Origin of the sequence: Halomonas sp. DQ26W (assembly GCF_003339685.1) — a bacterium.
In the GTDB taxonomy this organism is placed as follows: Bacteria; Pseudomonadota; Gammaproteobacteria; order Pseudomonadales; family Halomonadaceae; genus Halomonas.
Genome location: NZ_QPKI01000008.1, coordinates 61233 through 86289 on the forward strand (window position 1 = coordinate 61233; position 25057 = coordinate 86289).

Consider the following 25057-nt stretch of genomic DNA (forward strand, 5'->3'; position numbering starts at 1 on the left):
GTAAGCTAGCAGCGATTTCCCGCACAGCAGCCTGGGTTGGTCGCCGGCTGCTCTGAAGACTCGGTAACCCCTGCCCATCGACTCAGTTCGCCCCGATTCGGGTAGCGTCCCGCCAGGGCGATTTGACCATCGACCAGGATCAGCGGCAGTGCCTCCTGTCCCGAACGGGCGAGAAAATCTTTCACCACGACATGGCTCGCAAATGCCATGGGGTCCCTGGCCAGGTTGAAGCGTTTGATGGGTATCCCGTTATGTTTGGCCCACTCCATGTCGGCGGAAAAAGCGACCAGGGCCTGATCGACATCCACGCCGCACACGCCGGAGCTGCAGCACAGACTGGGATCGAAAACTTGAATATTCTTCATCACTTTGACTCCTTGAAGCGAGTAGGCGAGGCGCCATCGACGAACAGCGATCTGAAGCCCAGGAAACCCTCGACATCGAGGATGAGTGTCTCGTCGACCAGTGTCGGCTCGACATACAACACCACTTTCCCCGTCTCGATCTTCGTATAGATCGACGGTTCATCGGGCCGGCGCGCCTCTGCAACGACAATGTCTGCGCCACCACCGCAGCAGCCGTAGCGGGGTGATAGTCGCACCGTGGCCACATCCCCTTTCCTGTGCAGCCACTCACGAGCTCGGGCTGTGACCTCGATGGTCATGGTTCAGCCTTTAGCCTCGGCGGCAGCCGGAGCGTCCGCCGTTGGGAAGTGATGCCGGGTCTTGTTGGCGATGCGTACCAAGGCGAGCATCAGCGGCACCTCAACCAGCACCCCCACCACCGTGGCCAGAGCGGCGCCGGACTGCAGGCCGAACAAGGCGATGGCGGCGGCCACGGCCAGCTCGAAGAAGTTGCTGGCGCCGATCATCGCCCCAGGGGCCGCGACGTTGTGGGGTACCTTCCACGCCTTGGCCCAGCCGTAGGCGATGAAGAAGATCAGCACCGTCTGGATGATCAGCGGGATGGCGATCAGCACGATATGAAGCGGGTTGGCGATGATCACGTCTCCCTGGAAGGCAAACAGCAGTATCAGGGTGATGATCAGCCCGATCGGGGTGACCGGCGCCAGGCGCTTCATGAAGACATTGTCGAACCACTCGATGCCGCGCCGCTTGATGACGGCTTGTCGGGTTAGGTAGCCGGCGCCAAGCGGGATGACGATGTAGAGCACCACCGACAGGATGACCGTGTCCCAGGGCACCTGGATGTTCGACACGCCGAGCAGGAAGACCACGATGGGCGCGAAGGCGAACAGCATGATCAGGTCGTTGACTGCCACCTGCACCAATGTATAGGCGGCGTCGCCGCGGGTCAGGTAGCTCCAGACGAAGACCATGGCGGTACAGGGCGCGGCGCCCAGCAGGATGGCCCCGGCCAGGTATTCACTAGCGCGGTCTGCGGGTATCAGCGGGGCGAATACCACCATCAGGAAGAACCAGGCGATGGCGAACATGGTGAATGGCTTGATCAGCCAGTTCACCGAGGTGGTGATGATCAGCCCCTTGGGCTGGCGGCGCACGCCGAGGATCGAGGTGAAGTCGATCTGAAGCATCATGGGAAAGATCATTGCCCAGATCAGGATCGCCACTGGAATGGAGACCTGGGCATATTCGAAGCGGGACAGGGCCTCGGGGACCGCCGGGGCGAATTGGCCGAGCAGGATGCCAGCGACGATGGCCAGCGCCACCCAGAGCGAAAGGAAGCGTTCAAACAGCCCCATGCCCTCGGAGACGCTGGGTGCCTGGGATTCCTGACGTATGGTCATGCTCTTGCCTCCTTGCCGCTAGTGTGTCGAGTAGTGATGACGGGTAGTGTCGGTTCGAAGCCGAACATGTCCAGGAGGGATTTCCGAATCATGTTGATTCTCCTCCGTTCTGGGAAAATGTCTGGTGGATGGCCTGCAGGGCATCCCCAAGGGCCTCAGGAGGAAGGTCATCGAGCGGCAGGGTCAGCATGGCCTCGATCCGCTGACGTAGGGCATCGAAGCTGTGTGAAAAAGCTGCCTCGATATTTGCTTTGCTGCCCTCGACGCGGGAAGGGTCGGGCACGCCCCAGTGGGCGCGCACGGCCTTGCCGAGAAAGAGCGGGCATGCCTCGCCGGCGGCGTCATCGCAGACGGTGATCACCACATCTGGCCTCACGTCGAGATCATCCCAGGATTTGCTAGACAGCCCCCACGTGGGAATGCCTTCCTTTTCCAGCCAAATAAGTGTCAGCGGGTTGACCTCGCCGGCCGGATGGCTGCCTGCGCTCCAGGCATGGTGCCGAGTCTCGGTTAGGTAGTTGAACACGGCCTCGGCGTAGATGGAGCGGCAGGAGTTCCCGGTACATAGAAAGAGGACGTTCATGGTGTCTCCATAGAGACGAGAGAGTCGGGGTCAGGGAATGACGATGTGTTGCCATCTAGCATATATGGAAAAGCATATATGCTCAATGTTATCCTCGGACATGATCGTCACCACGCCCGATGGCGGCAAATCGGTTTGATATGAAGCAGGTGGTCCACTTCAGGGCGCATTGCGCTGATCCGGGGCGCGCTGGAAAGCCGGTGAGACCCGATTTGGGTCCTGCTCTTCGCGCTGGCGGGCGGCGGCCTCGCTCCACCATTCGAGTTGGCCCAGGGTGCGTCCGAAATAGCCTGCCCAACGGTCGGCGTCGTCGAGGAACTCACCGTCTGCATCGAGTACGTCCTGGGCATGGGGGACGTGGACCATGGCCGAGACGGGCAAACAGCCGAGCTCGGAGAGGAAGGTGCGCATCGATACGGCCGCCCGCACGCCGCCCCACTGCCCGGCGGAGTAGGTAACGATGGCGCTGGGCTTGAAGGCGAACAGCGAGCTACCGAAGTGGTTCAGCAAGTGAGACAGTGCCGGGCCCATTGAGTGGTTGTATTCGGGGCTCACCATGACATAGCCGTCTGCTTGTTCGATCTTGCCCGCCAGATCATCCAGTGGCTGCGGCACGCTGGCCTTGCCATAGGCGAAATGTGGTTTGAAGATCTGCGGTAGCTCGATGTCTAGCGGGTCGATCAGCTCCACCGTATGGCCACCGACGCGTAGCAGTGCTACGCAGGCGCGGGCCACGCGTAGGCCAAGCCTGGCGGGCGAGGGTGGGGTACTGTCGCGAGCGGAACCCAGGAAGACCAGGAAGTGGGACATTCGAATCTCCTTGTATTATTCATGACATGAGCTTGCCAGCCTGTCGGGTTCGCGCCACTGTATTCACATTTTTACCCTCCAGGGAGTATGACTTGTCCCTCGAACGCTTGAGTCTTGACCGTGTTGCCGTTGGCGAACTTGCCGAGGTCAGCCTTGCTGTTGCGCCCGGCGAGGTGGTTTGCCTGTCAGGCGCCAGCGGTTCGGGCAAGAGTCGCCTGCTGCGCGCCGTTGCCGATCTCGAGCCCCATGAGGGCGAGGTCTGGCTGGGAAAGCAGGCACAGTCTCAGGTTGCCGGCCACGCTTGGCGACGCCAGGTGATGTTGGTGCCGGCCGAGAGCCACTGGTGGGCGGAAACGGTAGGTGAACACTTCGTCAACAAGCCTGAAGAGACCGAGCTTGTGGCACTGGGGTTCGAGCTCGATGCTCTGGAGTGGCAAGTAGGCCGGCTCTCCACCGGTGAGAAGCAGCGCCTGGGTCTACTGCGTGCCGTCAGCCGCGAACCTCGTGCGTTGCTGCTCGACGAGCCTACTGCCAACTTGGATGACGCGACCCGAGACCGGGTGGAAAACTGGCTGACGTCGTGGATTGAATCGCGTGGCTGGCCAACGCTCTGGGTGGCTCATAACCTGGAGCAGATCGCCCGAGTGGCTGATCGCCATTGGCGGGTTGAGCGGCGTCGGCTGAAAGAAGTGGTGGACGCGTGGACGTAATAGAACTTACCTGGTGGCAGCTGGCTCTTGCGGCCGTGATGGTCGTCGTCCTTGCCGGCTGCACGGCCGCGATGCGGCTGGGCATGAGCCGTAGCCTGCTGATCGCGGCGCTACGGACTGTCGTTCAACTGACCCTGATCGGACTTGTGCTGGAAGCGCTGTTCGCCGCCGAGCGCTTGGTCTGGGTCGCCCTGATGGCGCTGGCCATGCTGCTGATCGCCGGTCGCGAGGTGATGGCACGGCAGAAACGCCGCTTGAAGGGCGGTTGGGCCTTCGGCATCGGGACCCTGTCGATGTTCCTGTCGTCGTTCACTGTCACCGTGTTGACGCTGACGGTGATCATCGGCCCTGATCCCTGGTACCGGCCACAGTATGCCATTCCACTGCTGGGCATGATGCTCGGCAATACAATGACCGGGGTCGCTCTGGCGCTTGACCGTCTCACCGATACCGCCTGGCAGCAGCGGGCCGTGATCGAAAACCGGCTGATGCTGGGCCAGCCCTGGCAGGAGGCAATCGGTGACATTCGTCGCGAGGCGATGCGTAGCGGCTTGATGCCGATGATCAACGCCATGACCGCCGCCGGGGTGGTCAGTCTGCCGGGCATGATGACCGGTCAGATCCTGGCCGGTACCTCACCGGCCCTGGCGGTTAAGTATCAGATCCTGGTGATGTTTACCATCACCCTGGGGACCGGCTTCGGCACCCTGGCGGCGGTGTCGGCGGGCAGCCGCCGGCTGTTTGATTCTCGCGAGCGGCTTCGGCTAGACCGACTCTCGGCCCCACGTAAATAGCCACTGAACATGCAAGCGCCCGCATCCTGCAATAGAAGGCGGGCGTCGTCCAGGCAGTGACTCGATCAGTCGATCAGTTCGACCGCCACGGCGGTGGCCTCGCCGCCGCCGATGCACAGGCTGGCGATGCCGCGCTTGCCGCCCCTGGTGCGCAGGGCGTGGATCAGGGTGGCGATGATCCGCGAGCCGGTGGAGCCGATTGGGTGGCCCTGGGCACAGGCGCCACCGTAGACATTGACCTTGTCGTGGGGAATGTTGAGCCCGTCCATGGCCAACAGGGTGACCACGGCGAAGGCTTCGTTGATCTCGAACAGATCGACGTCGGCCACGCTCCAGTCCAGCTTCTTCAACAGCTTGTCGATGGCGCCGACCGGGGCGATGGTGAATTCGCTGGGATGCTGGGAGTGGGTGCTGTGCCCCAGCATGCGCGCCAGCGGCTTGACGCCGTACTTGTCTGCCGCTGCCTGGCTGGCCAGTATCAGGGCCGAGGCGCCGTCGGAGATGGAGCTGGAGTTGGCGGCGGTGATGGTCCCATCCTTGGCGAAGGCTGGCCGGAGTTCGCGGATCTTGTCGAGCCGGGCCTGGAAGGGCTGCTCGTCATGTTCTACCACGGTTTCGCCCTTGCGGCTGGTAACGGTGACCGGAGCCATCTCGGCATTCAGGTGGCCGGCGTTGGTGGCTTCCATGGCCCGCTCGAGCGAGGTGATGGCGAAGTCGTCCAGTCGCTCGCGGCTGTAGTCTCGCGAACTGGCGACGTCCTGCGCGAAGACCCCCATCAGCTTGCCGGTCTCGGCATCCTCGAGGCCGTCGAGAAACATGTGGTCCTTAAGTTCGCCATGACCCAGGCGGTAACCGGTACGTGCCTTGGTCAGCACATGGGGGGCATTGGACATCGACTCCATGCCGCCGGCCAGCAGGATCTCGCCGCTACCGGCACGGATCACGTCGTGGGCCAGCATGGCCGCCTTCATGCCCGAGCCGCACAGCTTGTTGATGGTAGTGGCGCCGATGCCGTCGGGAATGCCGGCCTGGCGCATGGCCTGGCGGGCCGGGCCCTGCTTGACGCCTCCCGGCAGCACGCAGCCCATGATCCCCTCGTCGATGGCGGATGCCTCGATGCCGGCACGTTCGATGGCGGCGCGAATGGCGGATGCGGCGAGTTCGGGCGCGGTCATGCTGGAAAGGCTGCCCAGCATGCCCCCCATGGGGGTACGAGCCGCGGAAAGGAAGACGATATCGGTGGGGCTGCTCATGGCGTGTTCTCCGGAGAGTGGCGGATGTTGTGGCGTATGTTGTCAGTATAGGATTCGGTATCAGCGCCGGACTGTCGGGTGGATTGACCTGTCGGCGGGGCTGTGTTTTTCTCAAGATCAACCAAGCAAGCGCTAGTGTAAACCCGATGAATGTCGTTAACGAGTCCCCCCGTCGCAAGGAATTGACCCGTCTGGCCGCCCAATTGTTCGTGCAGGAGGGCTTCGACCGGACGACGGTACGCATGCTGGCCCAGGAGATGGGCATCAAGTCCGGCAGCCTGTTCCATCACTTTCGCGACAAGCAGGAGATCCTTGCCGCGGTGATCGAGGAGGGGACTCAGAATGCCCTTACACTGGCGCGCCATGCGCTCGAGCAGTGCGGCGACTCCGCCGAGGAGCGGTTGCACGCAATGGCGCGAGCGCATCTTCAAACCCTGCTGACCGACCGAAATGCCCATGTGGTAGCGCTGTATGAGTGGCGTCGCCTGGATAGCCAGGCCCGGGCACACCTCAGCCACCTTCGCGACGCCTACGAGGCGCTGTGGGAAGCGGTAATTGACGAAGCCCTGGATGGCGGCTTGATTCATGGTGATCGCTTCCTGGTATCGCGCTTCGTCATGGGAGCGCTGAACTGGACGGTACGCTGGTACGACCCCGAGGGCCCCCGCAAGCCTGAGGACCTGGCCCATGAACTGATTGCCATGATCGCCCCTTCAACACAGTCCGCCCAGGTAGGGTCGACCAAGGTATAGGCTTACAGAGTCGTCGCAGGGGTTGCCCTGCGACCGCTTTGCTTCTAGCTTGTACCTAGCGCTTGCTAGGTTGACGCTTACGTTAACTGCATCTATCCAGATGTATGCGAGTAAGAAGCATGCAGGGCAGAAGCATGCAGGGCAGAAGCATGCTAGTGAGAAATTTCAAGTCAACTAACGTGCTGCAGGCTGGCACGAAGGCGCCCCTAGCGCGGCGAATGCTTGACCGCCAACAACAAACACAAAGGAGCAAACGGTGCACGTCGTGCGCAGCCGGGCCATACCAGCCGGTCAGCGAGGCACAGCGACGAACCGGTTTCCGAGCACAAGAGGGCAGTAAATGAGCACCCATTCCCTTCCCGAGTATTCCGCCTTTCTCGAGCGTTTTTCCATTGATGAGGTCATTGCCCGACTCGATGACCATCGTGACGGCAAGTTCAATGCCTTCGAATCCTGCTGTGGCCAGCACCTGCGCTCGGGTCGTGGCGATGTCTTGGCTCTGGTGCACGAGGATGCCAGCGGTAACGTCAACCAGATGACCTACGCCGAGCTAGAGGCCGAAAGTGCCAGGCTGGCCGGCTGGCTCGCCGAACGGGGCCTGGGGGTGGGCGATCGTATCGCCTGCATGCTGCCCCGCTCCCCGCAATTGCTGGTGGCGGTGCTGGCGACCTGGCGCATCGGGGCGGTCTACCAGCCGCTGTTCACGGCCTTCGGCCCGGATGCCGTGGACTATCGCCTGGGGCGTGCCGATACCCGCCTGGTGATTACCGATCATGACAACCGCTTCAAGTTCGATGGCCTGAGCCAGTGTCCGGCGGTGCTCGCCGTGGGCGGTCCCAGTGCCGAGCATGGTGATGACCTGGACTGGCGCGAGGCCATCGCGCATTCTCCCATCGAAACTCAGCCGCCGCGCCTGGCACCGGATGCTCCCTTCCTGCAGATGTTCACCTCTGGCACCGTGGGTAAGCCCAAGGGCGTGGCGGTGCCGCTTTCCGGCATGCCGGCCTTCGCCCTTTACATGGAGCTGGCCATCGACCTGCGCGAGGACGACCGTTTCTGGAACATGGCCGATCCGGGCTGGGCCTATGGCCTCTATTACGCCATCGCCGGGCCGTTGCTGCTGGGTGTCACCACCCATTTCTGCGAGGCTGGCTTCAGCGCCGAGGGGGCCCTGGCCTTCATGAAGCGCCATCGCATCACCAACTTCGCCGCCGCTCCCACCGCCTATCGACTGATGAAGGCTTCGGGGCTGTTCGACAGTGCCCATGAGACTCTCGAGCTACGGGTGGCCAGCTCCGCCGGCGAGCCGCTCAATACCGAAGTGGTGACCTGGGTCGAGCGTTCGCTGGGCTGCCCGGTAATGGACCACTACGGCCAGACCGAGACCGGCATGACCTGCTGCAACCATCATGCTTTGGAGCATCCCAAGCACGTCGGTGCAATGGGTGTGCCGATGCCGGGCTACCGGCTGGCAATTCTGGATGCCGAGTTCAACGAACTGCCTCCGGGCGAGCCGGGCGTGCTGGCGGTAGATGTCGAGAGGTCTCCGGCGCATTTTTTTGCCGGCTATACCTGGCAGGAGAAGCACCCCTTCGCCAAGGGCTACTACCTGACTGGTGACGTAGTGATCCGCAACGAAGACGGCACCTTCCAGTTCGCCGGCCGCGACGACGACATCATCACCACTGCCGGCTACCGGGTTGGCCCCACCGATGTCGAGAACACGGTGATGACCCATCCGGCGGTGGCGGAATCCGCAGCCGTGGGGCAGCCGGATGAGATACGTGGTGAGATCATCAAGTCCTATATCGTGCTGCGTGACGGCTTCGAGGCAAGCGATGCACTGGCCGACGAGATTCGTCAACAGGTGCGCGAGCGGCTTTCCACTCACGCTTTCCCCCGTGTGATCGAATTCGTCGATACACTACCCAAGACGCCCAGCGGCAAGATTCAACGCTTCAAGCTGCGCGCCGATGCGGCTGAGCAGGCGAAGTCGTGAGCAGCGAAATGACATTTGCGGATGGCTGAAGCGAGAGGTGCCGGGGGCGAAGCGTAGAGGGGGCTATGCCAGGGATGGCATCGGTAGCGCCTGGGGATGGGTTCACGGCGCCCCCTCGTAGCCCGGTGGATGGAATAGACTCGAAAACTTTCAGCCTCTGCCATCTAAACTTAGGAACCTGATATGCAAGTCAAGGACAATACCTTTCTTATCACCGGTGCCGCCTCCGGCCTGGGGGCGGCTACTGCGGAGCGCATTGTTGCCGCCGGGGGACAGGTGGTGCTGTGCGATCTCAACGACAGTGTGCAAGCACACGCCGAACGTCTGGGTCCGTCGGCCAGGTCGTGTCGTGGCGATGTGACATCTGCCGCCGACATGCAGGCTGCGGTCGATGCAGCCGTGGCGCTGGGAGGCGAAAAGGGCATGGCTGGGGTGGTGCACTGTGCCGGCGTCGTCAATGTTGCCAAGCTGGTCGACCGTGAGGGCAACCCCGCCGACCTCGACGCCTATGCGCGCACCGTGCAGATCAACCTGGTGGGCACCTTCAATGTCATGCGCCTGGCCGCCGCCGCCATGGCCGGCAACGTTCCGGGGGAAGACGGAGAACGCGGCGTGATCATCAATACCGCATCGGTAGCCGCCTTCGATGGCCAGGTGGGACAGTGCGCCTACAGCGCCTCCAAGGCAGGGGTTGTGGGTATGAGCCTGCCGGCGGCCCGTGAGCTCTCGCGGCATGGTATTCGTGTCATGGCCATTGCACCTGGGGTGTTCCAGACGCCGATGATGAGCGAGATTCCCGACGAGGCGGCCAAGGCGCTGGCTGCCTCGGTGCCGTTCCCCAAGCGGCTGGGCAAGCCCGATGAGTTTGCCCGCCTGGCTGAACAGATCATCGGCAATGCCATGCTCAACGGTGAAGTCATCCGCCTCGATGGCGGGATTCGTATGCAGTAGTCCCGTTCGATAAGCAGTTGTAATAAGAGCTTGGCATCAATTGGCTGGCGCGCTAGATTATTGTGCGATCAATAAGCCGGAGCGCCAGCCATGCCCCAGAATGATACCTGTTCCACGCTTCAACTCGACCATCAGCTCTGTTTTGCCCTCTACTCCACCTCTCTCTTGATGACCAAGTTCTACAAGCCCCTGCTCCAGGCGCTGGGTCTCACCTATCCGCAGTACCTGATCTTGATGACGCTGTGGGAAGAGGACGGCCTCAGCGCGGGCACCATCAGTCGGCGACTGATGACCGATACCGGCTCGTTGACTCCCATTTTCAAGCGTCTGGAAGCCGATGGTCTGCTCAGGCGGGTACGCAGCACCCATGATGAGCGGGTCGTCGAACTGTTCCTCACCGACGAGGGCAGGGCGCTGCGCTCGCGCGCCGAGGAGATCCCCGACTGCGTGGTGATGGCCAGTGGAGAATCCTTCGATGACCTCAATGCCCTCAAGACACGGTTGGAGATCCTGCGTGAGCGGCTCCAGGAGGCGATGCCCTGACACGCCGCCATACCCCTCGATAGGCAAGGTCAGTAGGTGAGTGCCGTCCAGCGTGGAACACGCCTTTGGCCATGGTCGAAAAATGTCACAAACAAGCGCTTGACTCTCCAGTTGTTGCAGGCTAATTTCAAACGTATGTTTGAAAGTGTCGACCACCCTCGCTTGCCTGGCTTCAGGCGTTGATTGTGGCGATGTCGTTGATTGTGGCGATGTCGTTGATTGTGGCGATGTCGTTGATTGTGGCGATGTTTAGTGGCGACCTTTTGTGGCGCACATTTGTGGAGAGTTGAGATGCCCGACTATCAGGCCCCCCTGCGCGATCTGCGCTTCGTAATGGACGAAATGCTGGACTACCCCGCTCACTATGCTCGCCTGCCGGGCGGTGAGGATGCCTCTCCCGACGTGGTCGCCGCCATCCTCGAGGAGGGCGCCCGCTTTGCCCGCGAGGTGTTGCTGCCGTTGAACCAGACGGGGGACCAGGAGGGGTGTTTGCTGGAGGGCGGCGAGGTCAAGGCCCCCAAGGGCTTCAAGGCGGCTTACGAGCAATATGTAGAAGGTGGCTGGCCGAGCCTGGCAGCGTCGCCTGCGCACGGCGGTCAAGGGCTGCCCCATTCGCTGGCCATGGTGCTCAACGAGATGGTCTGCTCGACCAACCTGGCCTGGGGCATGTACCCGGGACTTTCCCACGGTGCCGCCGATGCTCTCCGCCACCACGGTACCGAAGAGCAGCAGGCTACCTACCTGACCAAGCTGGTGGAAGGCGTCTGGACCGGTACCATGTGCCTGACAGAGCCTCACTGCGGTACCGACCTGGGCCTGATCAAGACCCGTGCAGTCCCCGCCGACGATGGCGGTTACGATATTACCGGTACCAAGATATTCATCTCCGCCGGTGACCATGACATGGCCGAGAACATCATCCATCTGGTACTGGCCAAGCTGCCGGACGCCCCTGAGGGTTCCAAGGGCATCTCGCTGTTCGTGGTGCCCAAGTTTTTACCGGATACCGACGGCAACCCCGGCGTGCGCAACGGTGTCTTCTGCGGTTCGCTCGAGCACAAGATGGGCATCCACGGCAACGCCACCTGCGTGATGAACTTCGATGGTTCCCGCGGTTACTTGGTGGGGCCGCCCAACAAGGGGCTGGCCTGCATGTTCACCATGATGAACGCGGCGCGCCTGGGCGTGGGTATCCAGGGCCTGGGCTTGGCCGAGGCGAGCTTCCAGAATGCCCTGGCTTACGCCCGCGATCGTCTGCAGATGCGTGCGCTCTCCGGCCCCCATGCGCCTGAGAAACCTGCCGACCCGATCATCGTCCATCCGGACGTGCGTCGCATGCTGCTGACCCAGAAGGCCTTCGCCGAAGGTGGCCGCATGCTGGTGCTTTATACCGCCCAGATGCTGGATATCGTCGAGCATGGCCAGGATGCCGCCGAGCGCGAGCAGGCCGAGGCACTGCTGGGCCTGCTGACGCCCATCGTCAAGGCATTCCTTACCGAGGTGGGCTTCGAAGCCACCAATGAAGGAGTGCAGGTGTTCGGTGGCCACGGTTTCATCCAGGAATGGGGGATGGAGCAGTTGGTGCGCGATGCGCGTATCACCCGACTCTATGAAGGCACGACGGGCATTCAGGCCCTCGACCTTCTCGGCCGTAAGGTATTGATGAGCCAGGGCGAAACACTCAAGGTTTTCACCAAGCAGATTCACAAGTTCTGCCAGGCGGAGGCCGATAGCGCCGAGATGGCTGAATTCACCGTGCCGCTGAGCAAGCTCAACGCCGAGTGGGGCGAGTTGACCATGGGCATCGGCATGAAGGCCATGGTCGATCGTGAAGAAGTGGGCGCCGCCAGTGTCGATTACCTGATGTATTCCGGCTACGTGACTCTGGCCTATCTCTTCGCCCGGGCGGCTAAGCAGGCCAGGATGGCACTCACCGCCGGCAGCGACGATGCGGGCTTCTACGAAGCCAAGATCAACACGGCGCGCTTCTACTTCGCTCGCCTGTTGCCGCGCACCCGAGCGCATGCCGCCATGGTGCAGGCCGGGGCGGAGCCGCTGATGGCTCTCTCATCCGAGGATTTCGGTCGCGGCTTCGAAATCTGATTCAACCAGGCATCTCGCCCAATTCGCCCGAGCATGCCCGGCGATGTGCCATCGGAGCGCACCAGCACCACGGCCAGGGCGTTACGAGAACTGAAGAATCAGCTTGCATGAAAAGGGCAGGGCCTAAGCCCTGCCCCTGGTCATCAGCCGGGATGCGAGTCGGCGCCGAATGAGTTGCTAGACGTAGAAATCTAGGTCCTCTTGAGCCTTGAGCAGGTCCCGCATCTTGATCGGGTCGTCACCGAAGAAGAACAATAGACCCCAGTGCGTACCGAAAGCCGACCGGTCTGGCACCGTCTCTTCGGCCGGCTCTACCAGCTCGTGAGACTCGAAGTATGGATGCTCGATGGTTTCCTTGGGCATCTCGAGCTTGCTGACGACACGACGCCTCGGGTAGACCCCAAAGCAACCCGCATAACCTTTCGCGTCGACCACCTCGCGGGGGAAGAAGGCATCGACCTCCTCCTTGGTGCTCTTGGGGTCGAAGACCAGTATCGACGCTTGATAGGCACTGAATCCGTAGGCGCGCTCGATGAGCTCAAAGGCCTTGAAGCCCGGCGGGCGATAGGCTACCTCACCGAAGTACATCTCGCCGTCCGCCGCCACGAAGTACTCGGGATGAATCAGGCCGAACTGGATGTCGAACGTCTTGATCAGCTTCTCGATCTGCTTGGTAATGGCGTTGCGCCAGCTTTCGAGTTCCCGTGTGGCGGGAACGAACACTGAATAGCCCAGTGTCACGTACTCGGAGATGTTGAGGAACTTGATCTTACCATCATGGATCCAGGCCTCGACGGCAAACTCCCAGCCATCAAGGTGACTTTCCATCAGCAAGGGATACTCTTCGGCCGGTATGCTGTCGATCTCATCTATCTTGCGAATCATGCGGTGTCCGAGACAGCCGGCCTTGTCAAAGGCCTTGACGTGGATCGGGTCATCCGGGTCACCGTCGAGCTTGAGTAGCGTTTGGTTGACCCGTTTCATGAAGCGGATGATGTCATCTTTCTCGTGGGCTTCCTCGAAGATCCCCACGCGAATACCGCCAAGCTGGGCGCGGCGCTTCATCAGTGCCTTGTCCCTGAACAGGATGGATTGCCCGTACATGCGGGGACTGTCCATGAGGACGGAGTTGATAGCGCCGGACCATTCGACGGTTTCTTCGAACAATGGTATGGCCACATCAACGCCTTCTGTCTTGAGGGTCTCCGCAATTTCCAGGGATCGATCATTCAGGCGCAGGAAGTCCCATTGAATATACGGGATATTGTTGGCTTCGCAGAAATCGGCGGCCCAATCGGGCGCCACCACCACGTATCGGCGATCAAACTTCTGTGCCGCCTTGATGGCATTGACGCTCCAGCCAAGCAGCGCGATATACCCCTTGTTGGGGTCCTTGGGCGTTTCGGTGCCTTTGACCGAATCCATTGTCGGGTCGGTCCAGCTTGAAACGTCCTTGGAGGCCGGGGTTTCTGATGCAATCGACATGTGTTGCTCTCCTTCTGCCCTGAGCAGAATTGACGCTCGATCTCGAGTGGTTTTGTCGAGCTTGACTGCCAGGCATCTGCGGCTAGTTCACAGATGCCCAGCTATCTTGGGCCAGACCCTTGGCCCGATCTACATTTTCGGTTGGAATATCGGCAGGACCGCCCTTTTCGAGCGGGCCGCAGTGAAAGAAGCATAGCCGCGTGTTGGGCAAACGGTAGTGAGGCTTCACCGAAGAGTTCGCCATTGCCTTGGGTCGACGTGACGATTCCCTGTCTCCACTCTAGCTCACTGTCGTTATCGGGATTGAAGGTGCAGAATGCCAAGGCGTACCGCACCGATAACCTGAAATATGGGAGAGGCTGCTGCAATGCATTCGCGGCGGAAAACCGCTCGATGGCGGCGTTGAACTGCTTGACAGGCTCATCTGAGGAGCCGTTGTCATGGTGGGCGGTTCCGTGCCTATCAACGCTCATTTAACTACATTCTGCTTTAGCTCGTGACATGTCAACCGCATTTTCAGTGGCCAATTTCACAGAATTTTGCAGCTTGCAGCGTCAATTGCCACGGCGGCCACCTCAGTGGCAAAGCGTCTCGCGGGCCTGGTCGTGGCTCGTCTCGTGGCCGGAGGGCAGGGGGGCGGCCGGAGTGGTCAGCCAGGCAACGATATCCTGCTCGGTGCGTTCACGCTGGGTATAGCGGGTCAGCATATGGTAACCATCGGGATATAGTGCCAGGCGCCAGGACAGCTCGGTTTGTGTTTCCGGTGTGGCGGTGAGTCGTTCGAGCAGGGCGCAAAATGCTTCGGCGGGAATGACCTGGTCTTCGTCGCCGTACAGGATCAGGGCGGGGCCGGGCAGGTCCTGGGCGGCATGCAGCGCCCGATCCATGGTGTCGGTCACTCCGTGCAGGGTATCCACACGGGCGCTACGCAGGATCAGCGGATCCCGTGCCAGTTGGCGCTTGATCGTTTCGTCATCTGTGGGCTCGATTCCCAGGCGCCGTGCGGTGCGTACCGAGAAGGACACCTGCGGTATCAGGCGAACCCCGAGCCACAGACCTAGCCGCTGATACCACGGCATCGCTTCTCGACCCCACACGGCGGGGGCGATCAATACGCTTCCATCCACGGAAGGTGGTGTGTCGTCGGTCATGGCAAGTATCACGATAGCCGCCCCCATGCTCTTGCCAATCAGGTAGAGGGGAGTATCGGGGTGGCGTTCACGCAACAAGTCTACGAGCAGAGCGACATCACCGCTCAGTCGCTGATGCCCCGGCCACAGGCGGCGCTGGTTGGTTGTGCCGAAACCACGCTGATCATGGGCATAGACTTCCACGCCCTGGCGGGTCAGGGCATCGGCCAGGAACTCGAAACTCCCGGCATGGTCGTTGAAGCCGTGCACCGCCAGCACCACGCTGCCGATGTCTCCCTGGGCGTGCCAATGGCGTAGCGGAAGCAGGTAGCCATCGTCGGCAACGACCTGATGCGTCGTAAGCCGAGGCTCCACGGGGCCCGGGCCGGGTGACTGCAACGTTGCGTTACTTTCACAGCCCCCCACTGTCAGCAGTACGACTATCAGTGCGGCCCTGACCAGGCGCTGTTGCATCGGTAGCGGCAAGGTGGAGCGCATATGGCTCATGGTAAGGCAGGGTAGCCGAGCGCTTGGCGTAGCCGGTCGGCATGGGCCGAAATCCATTCAGGGGAAATAGGGCCCCAGTCGCGTATCACGTAGCGTCCAATATTGTGCCTGCCACCGGCGTCGGGCTCGAACTCACAGCGGATATCGAGCTCCTCCAAGGCCGTGATGGTGTCCTGGGCGGTACGCCTGGGCATGCCGGTGGCTTCGATGAGGGCCGGCACGCTGGCGTTTCCGGTCCTGATCAGGTGGGCCACGTAGAGGCGGCGGTAGAAGCTGGTGCGGGTCTTGCTGAGTGCCATGTTGATTACCTGGACTGGTCGGTTTCCTGGGGAGTCTTTGCCAACGGTGAGCCGAGACGTGAGCGAACGGCCAAGAGTCGGTAAAGGATAGCGTCCGGGACAGGGGGCTGCATGTTCGGTGAGCGCGTGGTGGTGGAGCACGACGGGGAGTCCGGTGATATCCAGGGCGTAATGGTTTCTTTCGCCTACATCAAGTAAGTCGAGGTCGATACCTACCGACTGGAATGAGCGGTATCGATTATGAACCTGCCGGTGCGGACCTGACCCTGCGAAGAGGACTAGTCTAGAGGCTGGGCATGGGAGGCTAGCCGCTCCAGGGCGCGTTTGAGGCGGGGGTCCTCGGTATCGGCAGCGCAGGCGGCGATCTCGGCGGCGGCGGGTGCCGGCAGTTGGCGCACCTGGCGTGCGGGCACCTTGAGCGGGCGCACCGGCCTCACCTTGAGCGTGAACCCCGTGACTGCGGCGAACTCGGGTAATTGATGCAGCAGTGTGAGCAGGCGCTGCTGTTCGTAGCGCAGCCAGGTTAGCCAGACGGCGCGGTCGGTGATTATCGTCAGTTTGCCTTCGCGAAAGCCACCGACATGTACGTGTTCGCCTACTTCATCCGGCAAGTGGTCACGCAGGTGCTGCTGGGCGCGGGCGATCAGCTTTGCCGTGCGCATCAGCGGCGCCAATTCGCCTCCGCCGCCCAGCAGGCGAGACATGGGCTGGGCGCGTGAACCCTTAACCTTTATACTCATTGGCTTAATCTCGGGGGCAGATGCCTTCTCCAGGTTGCCGATAGCGACCTTGGCCGCTGTCCTGTGTCCAACGCCCGTGGTTACGGCAAAGCCTAGCACGCTCGGGAGATACGCTACAGCATGACCACCGACCAGCCACAAGGCCCTACCAGCGCCGCTCCGAACCCCGGGACGGCGGTGCGCCGTCGACAGCGCTCGCGCTGGTGGCTGGCCGGCCTGTTGGTGAGCTGCCTGCTGCCCGCCGGGCTGAGCCAGGCGGATACGCTGCGTCTGGCGGAACGCGTGGTCCAGACCTGCATCCTGGCCCCGACGCTGATGCGTGCCCGCTGCCGCTACGTGGCACGCCGCCGGGCGCTGCCCCATTGGCAACTGCGCAAGCCACGGGTTATGGCATGTCGTATCCATCCTCCGCGGCAGATGCCACCCTGGCGGTGCTGGCCCGCCGCTCATGACGTCCTGACGCGCCGCGGTCCACCCGACGCGCGACACCCACTCTGAAGCCATCGTTTCCTGCCGGTGGGGGGCGCTTACGGTATGTAATGCCCGCTTTTACCACTGGCCGATTGTCATATGCTGATATTGGACGTTTCATGATCAACTCTCTTTTACGCAAGGTCGTCGGCTCCAAGAACGACCGTGAAGTCAAGCGAATGCACCGCCAGGCCTCCCAGGCGACCGCCCTCGAGCCGCAGTTCGAGACACTCGACGATGCCGCGCTCCGGGCGCGTACCGGCGAGTTCCGCGAACGCCTTGGCGCCGGTGAAACCCTCAACGCGCTGATACCCGAGGCCTTCGCCACGGTACGCGAGGCGAGCAAGCGGGTGATGGGCATGCGCCATTTCGATGTGCAGCTGGTCGGTGGCCTGACCCTGCACGGTGGACGCATCGCCGAGATGAAGACCGGTGAGGGCAAGACCCTGGTCGCCACCCTGGCGGTCTATCTCAATGCCTTGCCGGACAAGGGCGTGCATGTGGTTACGGTGAACGACTACCTGGCCCGCCGTGATGCGGAGTGGATGCGCCCACTGTATGAGTTCCTGGGGCTGTCCGTGGGTACCATCTACGCTGGCCAGACCTCCGAGGAGAAGCGGGCGGCCTATGCCTGCGACATCACCTACGGCACCAACAACGAGTACGGCTTCGACTACCTGCGCGACAACATGGCGTTCTCGCTGGAGGACAAGGTCCAGCGTGGCCTGCACTACGCCATCATCGATGAGGTGGACTCCATCCTCATTGACGAGGCGCGAACGCCGCTGATCATCTCGGGTGCGGTTGACGAGAATACCGAGCTCTATCAGGTGGTGGACCGGCTGGCGAAGCACCTGGTCAAGGGCGAGGTGTCGGAGGACCCGGACGTTCCGGTCAGCGGCGACTTCCTGATCGAGGAAAAGCAGAAGCAGGTGGAGATCACCGAATCGGGCCACAACAAGGTCGAGGATCTGATGCGCGAGGAGGGGCTGCTGGGCGAGCATGATTCCCTCTATGCCGCCCAGAACCTCAACCTGCTGCAGCACATGCATTCGGCGCTGCGCGCACGCCATCTCTACCAGCGTGATGTCGACTATATCGTCGCCGAGAATCAGGTGGTGATCGTTGACGAGCACACCGGGCGGACCATGCCGGGTCGTCGCTGGTCCGAGGGCCTTCACCAGGCGGTGGAGGCCAAGGAGGGGGTGCCCGTGCAGCGCGAGAGCCAGACGCTGGCGTCGACCACCTTCCAGAACTATTTCCGCCTCTACGAGAAGCTCGCCGGCATGACCGGCACCGCCGATACCGAAGCCTTCGAATTCCGGCAGATCTATGGGCTGGATGTGGTGGTGATTCCCACCAACCGGCCGCTGATCCGCAAGGACCTGAATGACCTGGTCTACCTCTCCGCTGAGGAGAAATTCGAGGCGATCATCAAGGACGTCAAGGCCGAGACCAAAGCAGGGCGCCCCGTACTGGTGGGCACGGCATCCATCGAGACCTCGGAATACCTGGCCAACCTGATGAAGGAGGAAGGCCTCGCCTTCAACGTGCTCAACGCCAAGCAGCACCAGAGCGAAGCCGAGATCATCGCCCAGGCCGGTCGACCCGGCGCCGTTACCATCGCCACCAACATGGCTGGTCGTGGTACCGATATCGTGCTAGGCGGCAACTGGGAAGCGGATGTGGCCAAGCTTGAGAACCCCACTGACGAGCAGGTTGAGCAGATCAAGGAGGAGTGGCGGGTCCGCCATGAGGCAGTGCTGGCCGCTGGCGGCCTGCATGTGGTAGGTTCCGAGCGCCACGAATCGCGACGCATCGACAACCAGCTCCGTGGTCGCGCCGGTCGCCAGGGCGACCCAGGCTCAACTCGCTTCTTCCTGTCCATGGAAGACAGCCTGATGCGCCTGTTCGGCTCCGACCGGGTGCAGCGCATGATGAAAGCGCTGGGTCTCGAGCGTGGTGAGGCCATCGAACACAAGATGGTCTCCAATGCCGTGGAGCGGGCCCAGAAGAAGGTCGAAAGCCGCAACTTCGATATCCGCAAGCAGCTGCTCGAATATGATGACGTAGCCAACGACCAGCGCCGGGTGATCTACGAGCAGCGTAACGAGATCCTCTCCTCCGACGACGTCTCCCAAAATGTACTGGGCATTCGCGACGAAGTTCTCGACCAGACCATCAGCGACTTCGTGCCGCCCCAGAGCCTGCAGGAGCAGTGGGATTTACCAGGGCTGCAGGAGCACCTGAGGAGCGAGTTCAACCTCACTGCGCCGGTAGTGGAGTGGGCCGAGCAGGATGACCGCTTCCATGAGGAGCAGCTGCGCGAGCGGCTCCAGGAGATGCATCGCAAGTCGTACCAAGAGAAGGTCGAAGCGGCCGGGGCGGAATTGATTCGCCGCTTCGAGAAGCAGATCATGCTGCAGATTCTCGACACCCGTTGGAAGGAACATCTGCAGTCGATGGATCACCTGCGCCGCGGTATTCACCTGCGTGGCTATGCTCAGAAGAACCCCAAGCAGGAGTACAAGCGTGAGTCCTTTGAGTTGTTTCAGACGCTGCTGACCAATATCAAGGCCGACATCACCCGCGTTACCAGCCACGTACACGTGCGTAAGCCCGAGGAGGTCGACGAGCTGGAGCGCCAGCGGCGTGAGGCGCTAGAGCGTGAGAAGGCTGCGGCCAATAGCCGTCATGACGCCCCTGCGCTTGAAGGTGGCGACCAGAGTGCTCAGGCAGCCGTGGCACCAGGAGCCGATGGTCGCCCGGTTCGCCGCGAAGGGCCCAAGGTGGGGCGCAATGATCCTTGCCCTTGTGGTTCGGGGAAGAAGTATAAACAGTGCTGCGGTCAGCTCAACTGAATCAAATGCCTGCGCGAGCGAATCGCTGCGTTACGCGGTGCCGAAGCGCCGGACCATCGGGATCCTCACCTATACCCCATAGGCTCCGGTTGACTCGAAGCCTCCGGCTTCTCGCTCCTTCGGGGCCATCCTGCGGATGCTTGTCGCTTCGCTCGGTTCTGTGCTCCGTGCGCCTAGCGCTTCATCTCGCTCGGCAATTTGATCGCTCTAACTGACGAAGGAGTAAACGTTCCATGGCTGTGGGTGAAACGCACTTTCCGGCAATGCCGGCGGTTGACGGGCTGCGCCTGGGGTCCGCCATGGCGGGCATCAAGAAGCCGGGACGTCGAGATTTGGTGGTCATCGAGATTCCTGCGGGAGCCAGGGTGGCGGGAAGTTTCACGCGCAATGCCTTCTGTGCCGCCCCCGTCACTGTGGCCAAGGCGAATCTGGCCGCATGCCAGGTACGGGGAGAAGGTGCTCGTTTGCTGGTGGTCAATACCGGTAACGCCAATGCCGGCACCGGCGAGGTGGGGTTGCGCGATGCCCAGGCCACCTGTGCCGAGCTGGCAAAGCTGGCCGGGGTAAGCGAGGATGCCGTACTGCCTTTCTCCACCGGGGTGATCGGCGAACCTCTGCCCATGGAGCGGCTGCTGGGCGGACTCCCGGCGGTGCTGGCATCCCTGGACGAGGGCGCCGAGGCATGGCGGCAGGCCGGCGAGGGCATCCTCACCACCGACACCCGGCCCAAGGGCGCCAGCGTGAGCCTGGAAATGGGCGAGCATACGGTGGTCATCAACGGCATCTGCAAGGGGTCGGGCATGATAAAGCCCAACATGGCCACCATGCTGGCCTTCGTAGCGACCGATGCCGCCCTTGCTCAGCCACTGCTGGATTCGCTTCTGCGTGAGACGGTGGACCGCTCGTTCAACTGCATCACCGTCGACGGGGACACCTCCACCAACGACGCCTGCATGTTGATCGCTACCGGGCGGGGCGCCGAGGTGGCCAGCGACGAACAGATCGCCGTGTTCCGCAATGGTCTACAGCGGGTGATGACCGAGCTGGCCCAGGCGATCATTCGAGACGGCGAGGGGGCGACCAAGTTCGTGACCTTGCAGGTCAACGAGGCGTCGAGCCGGGAAGAAGCGCTGGACGTCGCCTTCACCGTTGCCCATTCGCCCTTGGTTAAGACGGCACTGTTTGCTTCCGATGCCAACTGGGGGCGCATCTTGGCTGCGGTTGGACGTGCTCCGGTGGAGGATTTCGACGTGACGCGAGTGACCATTGATCTGGGCAATATTCGTCTGGTCGAATACGGGGGGCGGGCGGCAGGGTATACCGAGGAAGCTGGCAGTCAGGTGATGAGCCAGGAGGAGATCGTGATACGGATCACCCTGGGCCGTGGCCAGGAGAGCGCAACGGTCTGGACTTCCGACCTCTCCCATGACTATGTCAGCATCAACGCCGAGTACCGCAGCTGAGGGCGAGCTTGGCAGACGAACAACCCTGTGCCGGGTGGACGGCATGGGTCAAGCGGGTAAAGGGTTAATGAATGTAATGGTGAAGAGAAGGGTGCATGTGGCAGCCGCCGCCATCGTCAGCGGCGATGGCGACAAGGCGCTGATCGCCCGCCGTCCGTCCAATGTCGACCATGGCGGCCTTTGGGAATTTCCCGGCGGAAAGCTGGCGCCATACGAGACGGGCCTGGAAGGGCTCAAGCGTGAGCTCCACGAGGAATTGGGTGTCGAGATCAAGCGTGCCCAGCCGCTGATCCGCATTCATCATGAATACCCCGACAAGCACATCCTGCTGGACGTGTGGCAGGTACATGAGTTCAGCGGCGAGCCGTTTGGTCGCGAAGGTCAGGCGGTGCGCTGGGTGCCGTTGCAGGAGCTGGTCAACTACCCGTTCCCGGCGGCCAATTTGCCGATTCTTCAGGCCGTGATGCTGCCCACCGAGTATTTCATCACGGCGGAGGAAGAAGACGAGGAGATCTTCGAGGCTCGCCTGGCTCGGGCACTGGTCGAGGACGGCGTGCGGCTGGTGCAACTGCGCGCCAAGTCGCTGGATGAAGCGGCCTACCTGGCTCGTGCCGAACGTGCCCTGACGCTGTGCCGTGAGCATGGCGCCAGGCTACTCCTCAACGCTGATCCCGCGTTGCTGAATCAGGTCGATGCCGATGGCATCCACCTCACCAGTGAGCGCTTGATGTCACTGGAGCGGCGTCCGATCTCGGAGGCCAAGTGGCTGGCGGCCTCGACGCACGACCAGAAGCAGCTGACCCAGGCTTCGCGCATCGGCAGCGACTTCGTCACCCTGTCGCCGCTACGTACGACACCCTCCCACCCCGAAGTGCCGCCGATGGGCTGGCACGACTTCCAGCAGCTGGTCGAGCGTGCCGCCATGCCGGTCTTTGCGTTGGGCGGCATGACCCGCTTCGACGCCAACCACGCGCGTGCTGTGGGCGCCCAGGGCATCGCCTCGATTCGTGACTTCTGGAAGTGACAGTCAGCTACCTTCAATTGAGAATAACGCTGTAGGAGGAATGCTCCGCATCACGACTGGCGCCGTCAGGCGCCCGGCTGAGCCCATAGGTGCTAAAGCATCGCCTCCTTGCTAGTACCCCTGCTGTCGCCGGATCAGCCGCAGTGCTTCGTTCAATCGCGATACCGCCGCGTCAGGTCGCCATAGGCGTCGATGCGGCGGTCGCGCCTGACCATGGCGGCAACACGAGCGGCGCCGGGGGCAGGTCATAGCGGAGGTCATTCGCCATGGATGGCGAATGTAGCGCCCAGGGAAGGGTTCACAGCGCCTCCGCGGCGACCTGTCGCCGGATCAGCCGCAGTGCTTCACTCAGTCCCGATACCGCCGCGTCAGGTCGCCATAGGCGTCGATGCGGCGGTCGCGCCTGGGTCCTGGGTAGAGAGAGGCCAGATGCGCCGCGTGCATTGTTGTTAGTCCCGATAGCGCCGGGTCAGGTCGCCATAGGCGTCGATGCGGCGATCGCGCCTGGGTCCTGGGTAGAGAAAGGCCAGATGCGCCGCATGCATTGTTGTTAGTCCCGATAGCGCCGGGTCAGGTCGCCATAGGCGTCGATGCGGCGATCGCGCAGGTAGGGCCAGATGCGCCGCACGTCTTCGCCGCGGCTCATGTCGAGCGTGATCAGCATACGCTCGGCCTCGGTGCCGGCATGGGCGAGCAGCTCACCTTGCGGGCCACAGATGAAGCTTCCCCCCCAGAAGTCGATGCCGGGACTCACCCCTGAATGGTCCGGCTCGTGGCCGACGCGATTGGCGACCACCACCGGCAGGCCGTTGGCCACGCCGTGGCTGCGCTGGATCAGCGTCCAGGCCTCTTTCTGGCGGGCCTTTTCTGCGTCGTCGTCGGGCGGGCTCCAGCCGATGGCGGTGGGATAGAGCAGCAGCTCCGCCCCGGCCAGTGCCATCAGCCTCGCCGCTTCCGGATACCACTGGTCCCAGCAGACCAGCAGGCCGAGCCGACCCACCGAGGTGTCGATGGGCTGGAAACCCTGCTTGCGGCTGTCGTCCACGTCGCCCGGTGCGAAATAGAATTTTTCGTAGAAGCCGGGATCATCGGGAATGTGCATCTTGCGGTAATAGCCGACCTGGCCGCGGCCGCGATCGTAGACCACGGCCGTGTTGTGGTAGAGCCCGGGAGCGCGGCGTTCGAACAGCGAGCCCACCAGCACGATATCGAGCTCGGCGGCGAGTGCGGCCAGGTGAGTGCCGGTGGGGCCATCCAGCGGCTCTGCCAGGTCGAACAGCGCCGTATCTTCGTACTGGCAGAAGTAATGCGTGGCATGCAGCTCCTGGAGCATGACCAGCTCGGCGCCGGCCGCGGCCAGTTCACGCACGCCGGCCTCGCTCTCGGCGAGGCTGCGTTGTTTGTCGGGCCAGGCGGGCTGCTGGACCAGGCCGACCTTGAGATGACGGGACATGATGAAAACTCTCCTCGTGTGTCAACGCTCTGGGCTTAACTTCAAGGCTATCGCAGGTGGCGACCACCGCTCGGGTTGGCCTTGCGTCAAGTCTTCGAGGAGGCGCTGTGAATACTTCCCTGTACGCTACCGACGCCTTCCATGGCGTAGGACCTCCTCTACGACTTGACTCCGGCACCCCTCGCTTCGTGACTATGCGACAAGGCCAGATCATCGCCTTTGATTTAGGTATGTGTCGCCAGGCTGCCCTTAGGCAGCTGCATGGTCAGGCAGTGCAGGCTGCCATGCTGGCGAATCACGCTCAGGCAGTCGATCGGTACGATGTCATGGTCAGGAAAGGCCGAGCCAAGTGCCGTGAGTGCCTGGCTGTCGGCGGCATCACCGTAGGTGGGTACCAGCACCGCGCCGTTGATGATCACGAAATTGGCATAGGTGGCCGGTAGTCGATGGCCATCCACCGGGTCGAAGCAGGGTTGCGGCCATGGCAGCGGAATCAGCCGGTAGGGTCGGCCATCGGCACGACGGAAAGCGGCCAGTTCATTCTCCATTGCGCCGAAGGTGGCGTAGTGAGGGTCAGTCGGATCGTCGCACCTGACGTAGGCAATGGTCTCGCTGTCGCAAAAGCGTGCCAGTGTATCCACATGACTGTCTGTGTCGTCTCCCTGCAGATGGCCGCTGGTCAGCCACAGCACCCGTGCGACCCCGAACGCCTCCTTGAGCTCGGCCTCCATCGCGCTGCGGTCGAGCTGCGGGTTGCGATTGGGGTTGAGCAGGCAGGCTTCGGTGGTTAACAGGGTGCCTTCCCCATCGCTCTCGATGGCGCCGCCTTCCAGCACCAGTTCGCGCGGCTCCACCGGGCAGGCGAAGAGGCCGGTCTCCGCTAGCCGCCGGGTCAGGGTGTTGTCCCGGGCCGCCTCGAACTTGCCGCCCCAGCCGGTAAAGACAAAGTCCAGCAAATGGAGTTCACCGTCGCGGAGGGTGCCGATGGGGCCATGGTCCCGTGCCCAGGTGTCGTCGGCCTGGGCGACAACCAGGTGCAATCGCTCGGCGGGAACGCCGAAGTAGGCGAAGCGGCGCTGCAGATGGTGGCGCGTTGCGGTCGAGGGCACGCTGATCACTACGGACTGGTAGCGCGCCACCGCCACCACGATGGTCTCCATGGTGGCCTCGATGCGCTCGAGCATCGGTGCCCAATCACTGGTGGGGCTGGGCCAGGTGAGCTGGATGGCGTCCTGGGGGTGCCATTCGGGAAGCAGGCGGTTGGCCATGGTGGGAGCCTCTGGGTTGCGTCTCGTCGTTCGGCGTCCTATCGCCGAGTCGGCGAAATGTAGGCCCCGGCGGATAATGTTGCAAGCATA

The 25057-nt window shown here is 62.4% G+C and carries 23 protein-coding genes; 11 read left to right on the forward strand and 12 right to left on the reverse strand.

Going from position 1 to position 25057, the window contains the following annotated elements; translation table 11 throughout:
* Positions 1-5: 5 nt before the first annotated feature.
* From arsD to DU490_RS06135, 5 genes are all read right to left on the reverse strand, one after another.
* Positions 6-365: an arsenite efflux transporter metallochaperone ArsD gene (gene arsD, locus DU490_RS06115; RefSeq protein ID WP_114573448.1), complete on the reverse strand. Its 360-nt coding sequence runs from the start codon at positions 363-365 to the stop codon at positions 6-8.
* On the reverse strand, positions 365-664 hold the full coding sequence (locus DU490_RS06120; RefSeq protein WP_147270449.1) for a CC/Se motif family (seleno)protein: 300 nt from the start codon (positions 662-664) through the stop codon (positions 365-367). The genes arsD and DU490_RS06120 overlap by 1 nt, the downstream gene beginning before the upstream one ends.
* Positions 665-667: 3 nt before the next feature.
* Positions 668-1768: an ACR3 family arsenite efflux transporter gene (gene arsB, locus DU490_RS06125; protein ID WP_114573450.1), complete on the reverse strand. Its 1101-nt coding sequence runs from the start codon at positions 1766-1768 to the stop codon at positions 668-670.
* 88 nt (positions 1769-1856) lie between these two features.
* Positions 1857-2351 carry an arsenate reductase ArsC gene (locus DU490_RS06130; RefSeq protein WP_114573451.1) on the reverse strand — a complete coding sequence of 165 codons (495 nt, stop codon included), beginning with the start codon at positions 2349-2351 and terminating at the stop codon, positions 1857-1859.
* A gap of 159 nt (positions 2352-2510) precedes the next feature.
* Positions 2511-3161, reverse strand: a complete 651-nt coding sequence (locus DU490_RS06135; protein WP_114573452.1) for an NADPH-dependent FMN reductase — start codon at positions 3159-3161, stop codon at positions 2511-2513.
* A 92-nt stretch (positions 3162-3253) separates the two neighbouring features.
* Between DU490_RS06135 and DU490_RS06140 the strand changes: the two genes are divergently transcribed.
* Together DU490_RS06140 and DU490_RS06145 are read left to right on the forward strand one after the other, a co-directional pair.
* Positions 3254-3871, forward strand: a complete 618-nt coding sequence (locus DU490_RS06140; protein WP_258801377.1) for an ATP-binding cassette domain-containing protein — start codon at positions 3254-3256, stop codon at positions 3869-3871.
* A complete protein-coding gene (locus tag DU490_RS06145; protein WP_114573454.1) occupies positions 3862-4665 on the forward strand; it encodes an ABC transporter permease in 804 nt (267 codons plus the stop codon). Before DU490_RS06140 ends, DU490_RS06145 begins: the two co-directional genes overlap by 10 nt.
* A 65-nt stretch (positions 4666-4730) precedes the next feature.
* Here the strand turns inward: DU490_RS06145 and DU490_RS06150 are convergent, their stop codons facing one another.
* Positions 4731-5918 (reverse strand): acetyl-CoA C-acyltransferase, encoded by a 1188-nt coding sequence (locus tag DU490_RS06150; protein WP_114573455.1) that lies wholly within the window; start codon positions 5916-5918, stop codon positions 4731-4733.
* Positions 5919-6064: 146 nt separating this feature from the next.
* On the opposite strand from DU490_RS06150, the gene DU490_RS06155 reads away from it, so the two are divergent.
* The 5 genes from DU490_RS06155 to DU490_RS06175 all read left to right on the forward strand — a co-directional run bounded on the left by DU490_RS06155 (position 6065) and on the right by DU490_RS06175 (position 12266).
* Positions 6065-6670 (forward strand): TetR/AcrR family transcriptional regulator, encoded by a 606-nt coding sequence (locus tag DU490_RS06155; protein WP_114573456.1) that lies wholly within the window; start codon positions 6065-6067, stop codon positions 6668-6670.
* Positions 6671-7010: 340 nt separating this feature from the next.
* Complete coding sequence (locus DU490_RS06160; RefSeq protein ID WP_114573457.1) at positions 7011-8669, forward strand: AMP-binding protein; 1659 nt, start codon at positions 7011-7013, stop codon at positions 8667-8669.
* A 183-nt stretch (positions 8670-8852) separates the two neighbouring features.
* Complete coding sequence (locus DU490_RS06165) at positions 8853-9620, forward strand: SDR family NAD(P)-dependent oxidoreductase (protein WP_114573458.1); 768 nt, start codon at positions 8853-8855, stop codon at positions 9618-9620.
* 90 nt (positions 9621-9710) lie between these two features.
* Positions 9711-10163 (forward strand): MarR family winged helix-turn-helix transcriptional regulator, encoded by a 453-nt coding sequence (locus tag DU490_RS06170; RefSeq protein ID WP_114573459.1) that lies wholly within the window; start codon positions 9711-9713, stop codon positions 10161-10163.
* A gap of 291 nt (positions 10164-10454) precedes the next feature.
* Positions 10455-12266, forward strand: coding sequence for an acyl-CoA dehydrogenase C-terminal domain-containing protein (locus DU490_RS06175; protein WP_114573460.1), 1812 nt, complete (start codon positions 10455-10457; stop codon positions 12264-12266).
* Between the two features lie 177 nt (positions 12267-12443).
* Here the strand turns inward: DU490_RS06175 and DU490_RS06180 are convergent, their stop codons facing one another.
* From DU490_RS06180 to DU490_RS06195, 4 genes are all read right to left on the reverse strand, one after another.
* Entirely contained in the window at positions 12444-13691 is a 1248-nt protein-coding gene (locus DU490_RS06180; protein ID WP_404872834.1) for an acetyl-CoA carboxylase biotin carboxylase subunit family protein, read from the reverse strand.
* A 635-nt stretch (positions 13692-14326) separates the two neighbouring features.
* A complete protein-coding gene (locus DU490_RS06185; protein ID WP_258801379.1) occupies positions 14327-15379 on the reverse strand; it encodes an alpha/beta hydrolase in 1053 nt (350 codons plus the stop codon).
* 5 nt (positions 15380-15384) lie between these two features.
* Positions 15385-15687, reverse strand: a complete 303-nt coding sequence (locus DU490_RS06190) for a helix-turn-helix domain-containing protein (RefSeq protein ID WP_114573462.1) — start codon at positions 15685-15687, stop codon at positions 15385-15387.
* 278 nt (positions 15688-15965) lie between these two features.
* On the reverse strand, positions 15966-16427 hold the full coding sequence (locus DU490_RS06195; RefSeq protein ID WP_181869981.1) for a DUF721 domain-containing protein: 462 nt from the start codon (positions 16425-16427) through the stop codon (positions 15966-15968).
* 120 nt (positions 16428-16547) lie between these two features.
* Here DU490_RS06195 and DU490_RS06200 point away from each other — a divergent pair, with 120 nt between their 5' ends.
* From DU490_RS06200 to DU490_RS06215, 4 genes are all read left to right on the forward strand, one after another.
* Complete coding sequence (locus DU490_RS06200) at positions 16548-16925, forward strand: hypothetical protein (RefSeq protein WP_258801382.1); 378 nt, start codon at positions 16548-16550, stop codon at positions 16923-16925.
* A gap of 92 nt (positions 16926-17017) precedes the next feature.
* Positions 17018-19759, forward strand: coding sequence for a preprotein translocase subunit SecA (gene secA / locus DU490_RS06205; RefSeq protein ID WP_114573464.1), 2742 nt, complete (start codon positions 17018-17020; stop codon positions 19757-19759).
* 233 nt (positions 19760-19992) lie between these two features.
* A complete protein-coding gene (gene argJ / locus DU490_RS06210) occupies positions 19993-21222 on the forward strand; it encodes a bifunctional glutamate N-acetyltransferase/amino-acid acetyltransferase ArgJ (RefSeq protein WP_114573465.1) in 1230 nt (409 codons plus the stop codon).
* Between the two features lie 76 nt (positions 21223-21298).
* On the forward strand, positions 21299-22246 hold the full coding sequence (locus DU490_RS06215; protein ID WP_114573466.1) for a Nudix family hydrolase: 948 nt from the start codon (positions 21299-21301) through the stop codon (positions 22244-22246).
* Between the two features lie 550 nt (positions 22247-22796).
* Here DU490_RS06215 and DU490_RS06220 read toward each other — a convergent pair.
* A complete protein-coding gene (locus DU490_RS06220; RefSeq protein WP_114573467.1) occupies positions 22797-23699 on the reverse strand; it encodes a carbon-nitrogen hydrolase in 903 nt (300 codons plus the stop codon).
* 224 nt (positions 23700-23923) lie between these two features.
* Positions 23924-24967 (reverse strand): agmatine/peptidylarginine deiminase, encoded by a 1044-nt coding sequence (locus tag DU490_RS06225; RefSeq protein WP_114573468.1) that lies wholly within the window; start codon positions 24965-24967, stop codon positions 23924-23926.
* Positions 24968-25057: the final 90 nt, after the last annotated feature.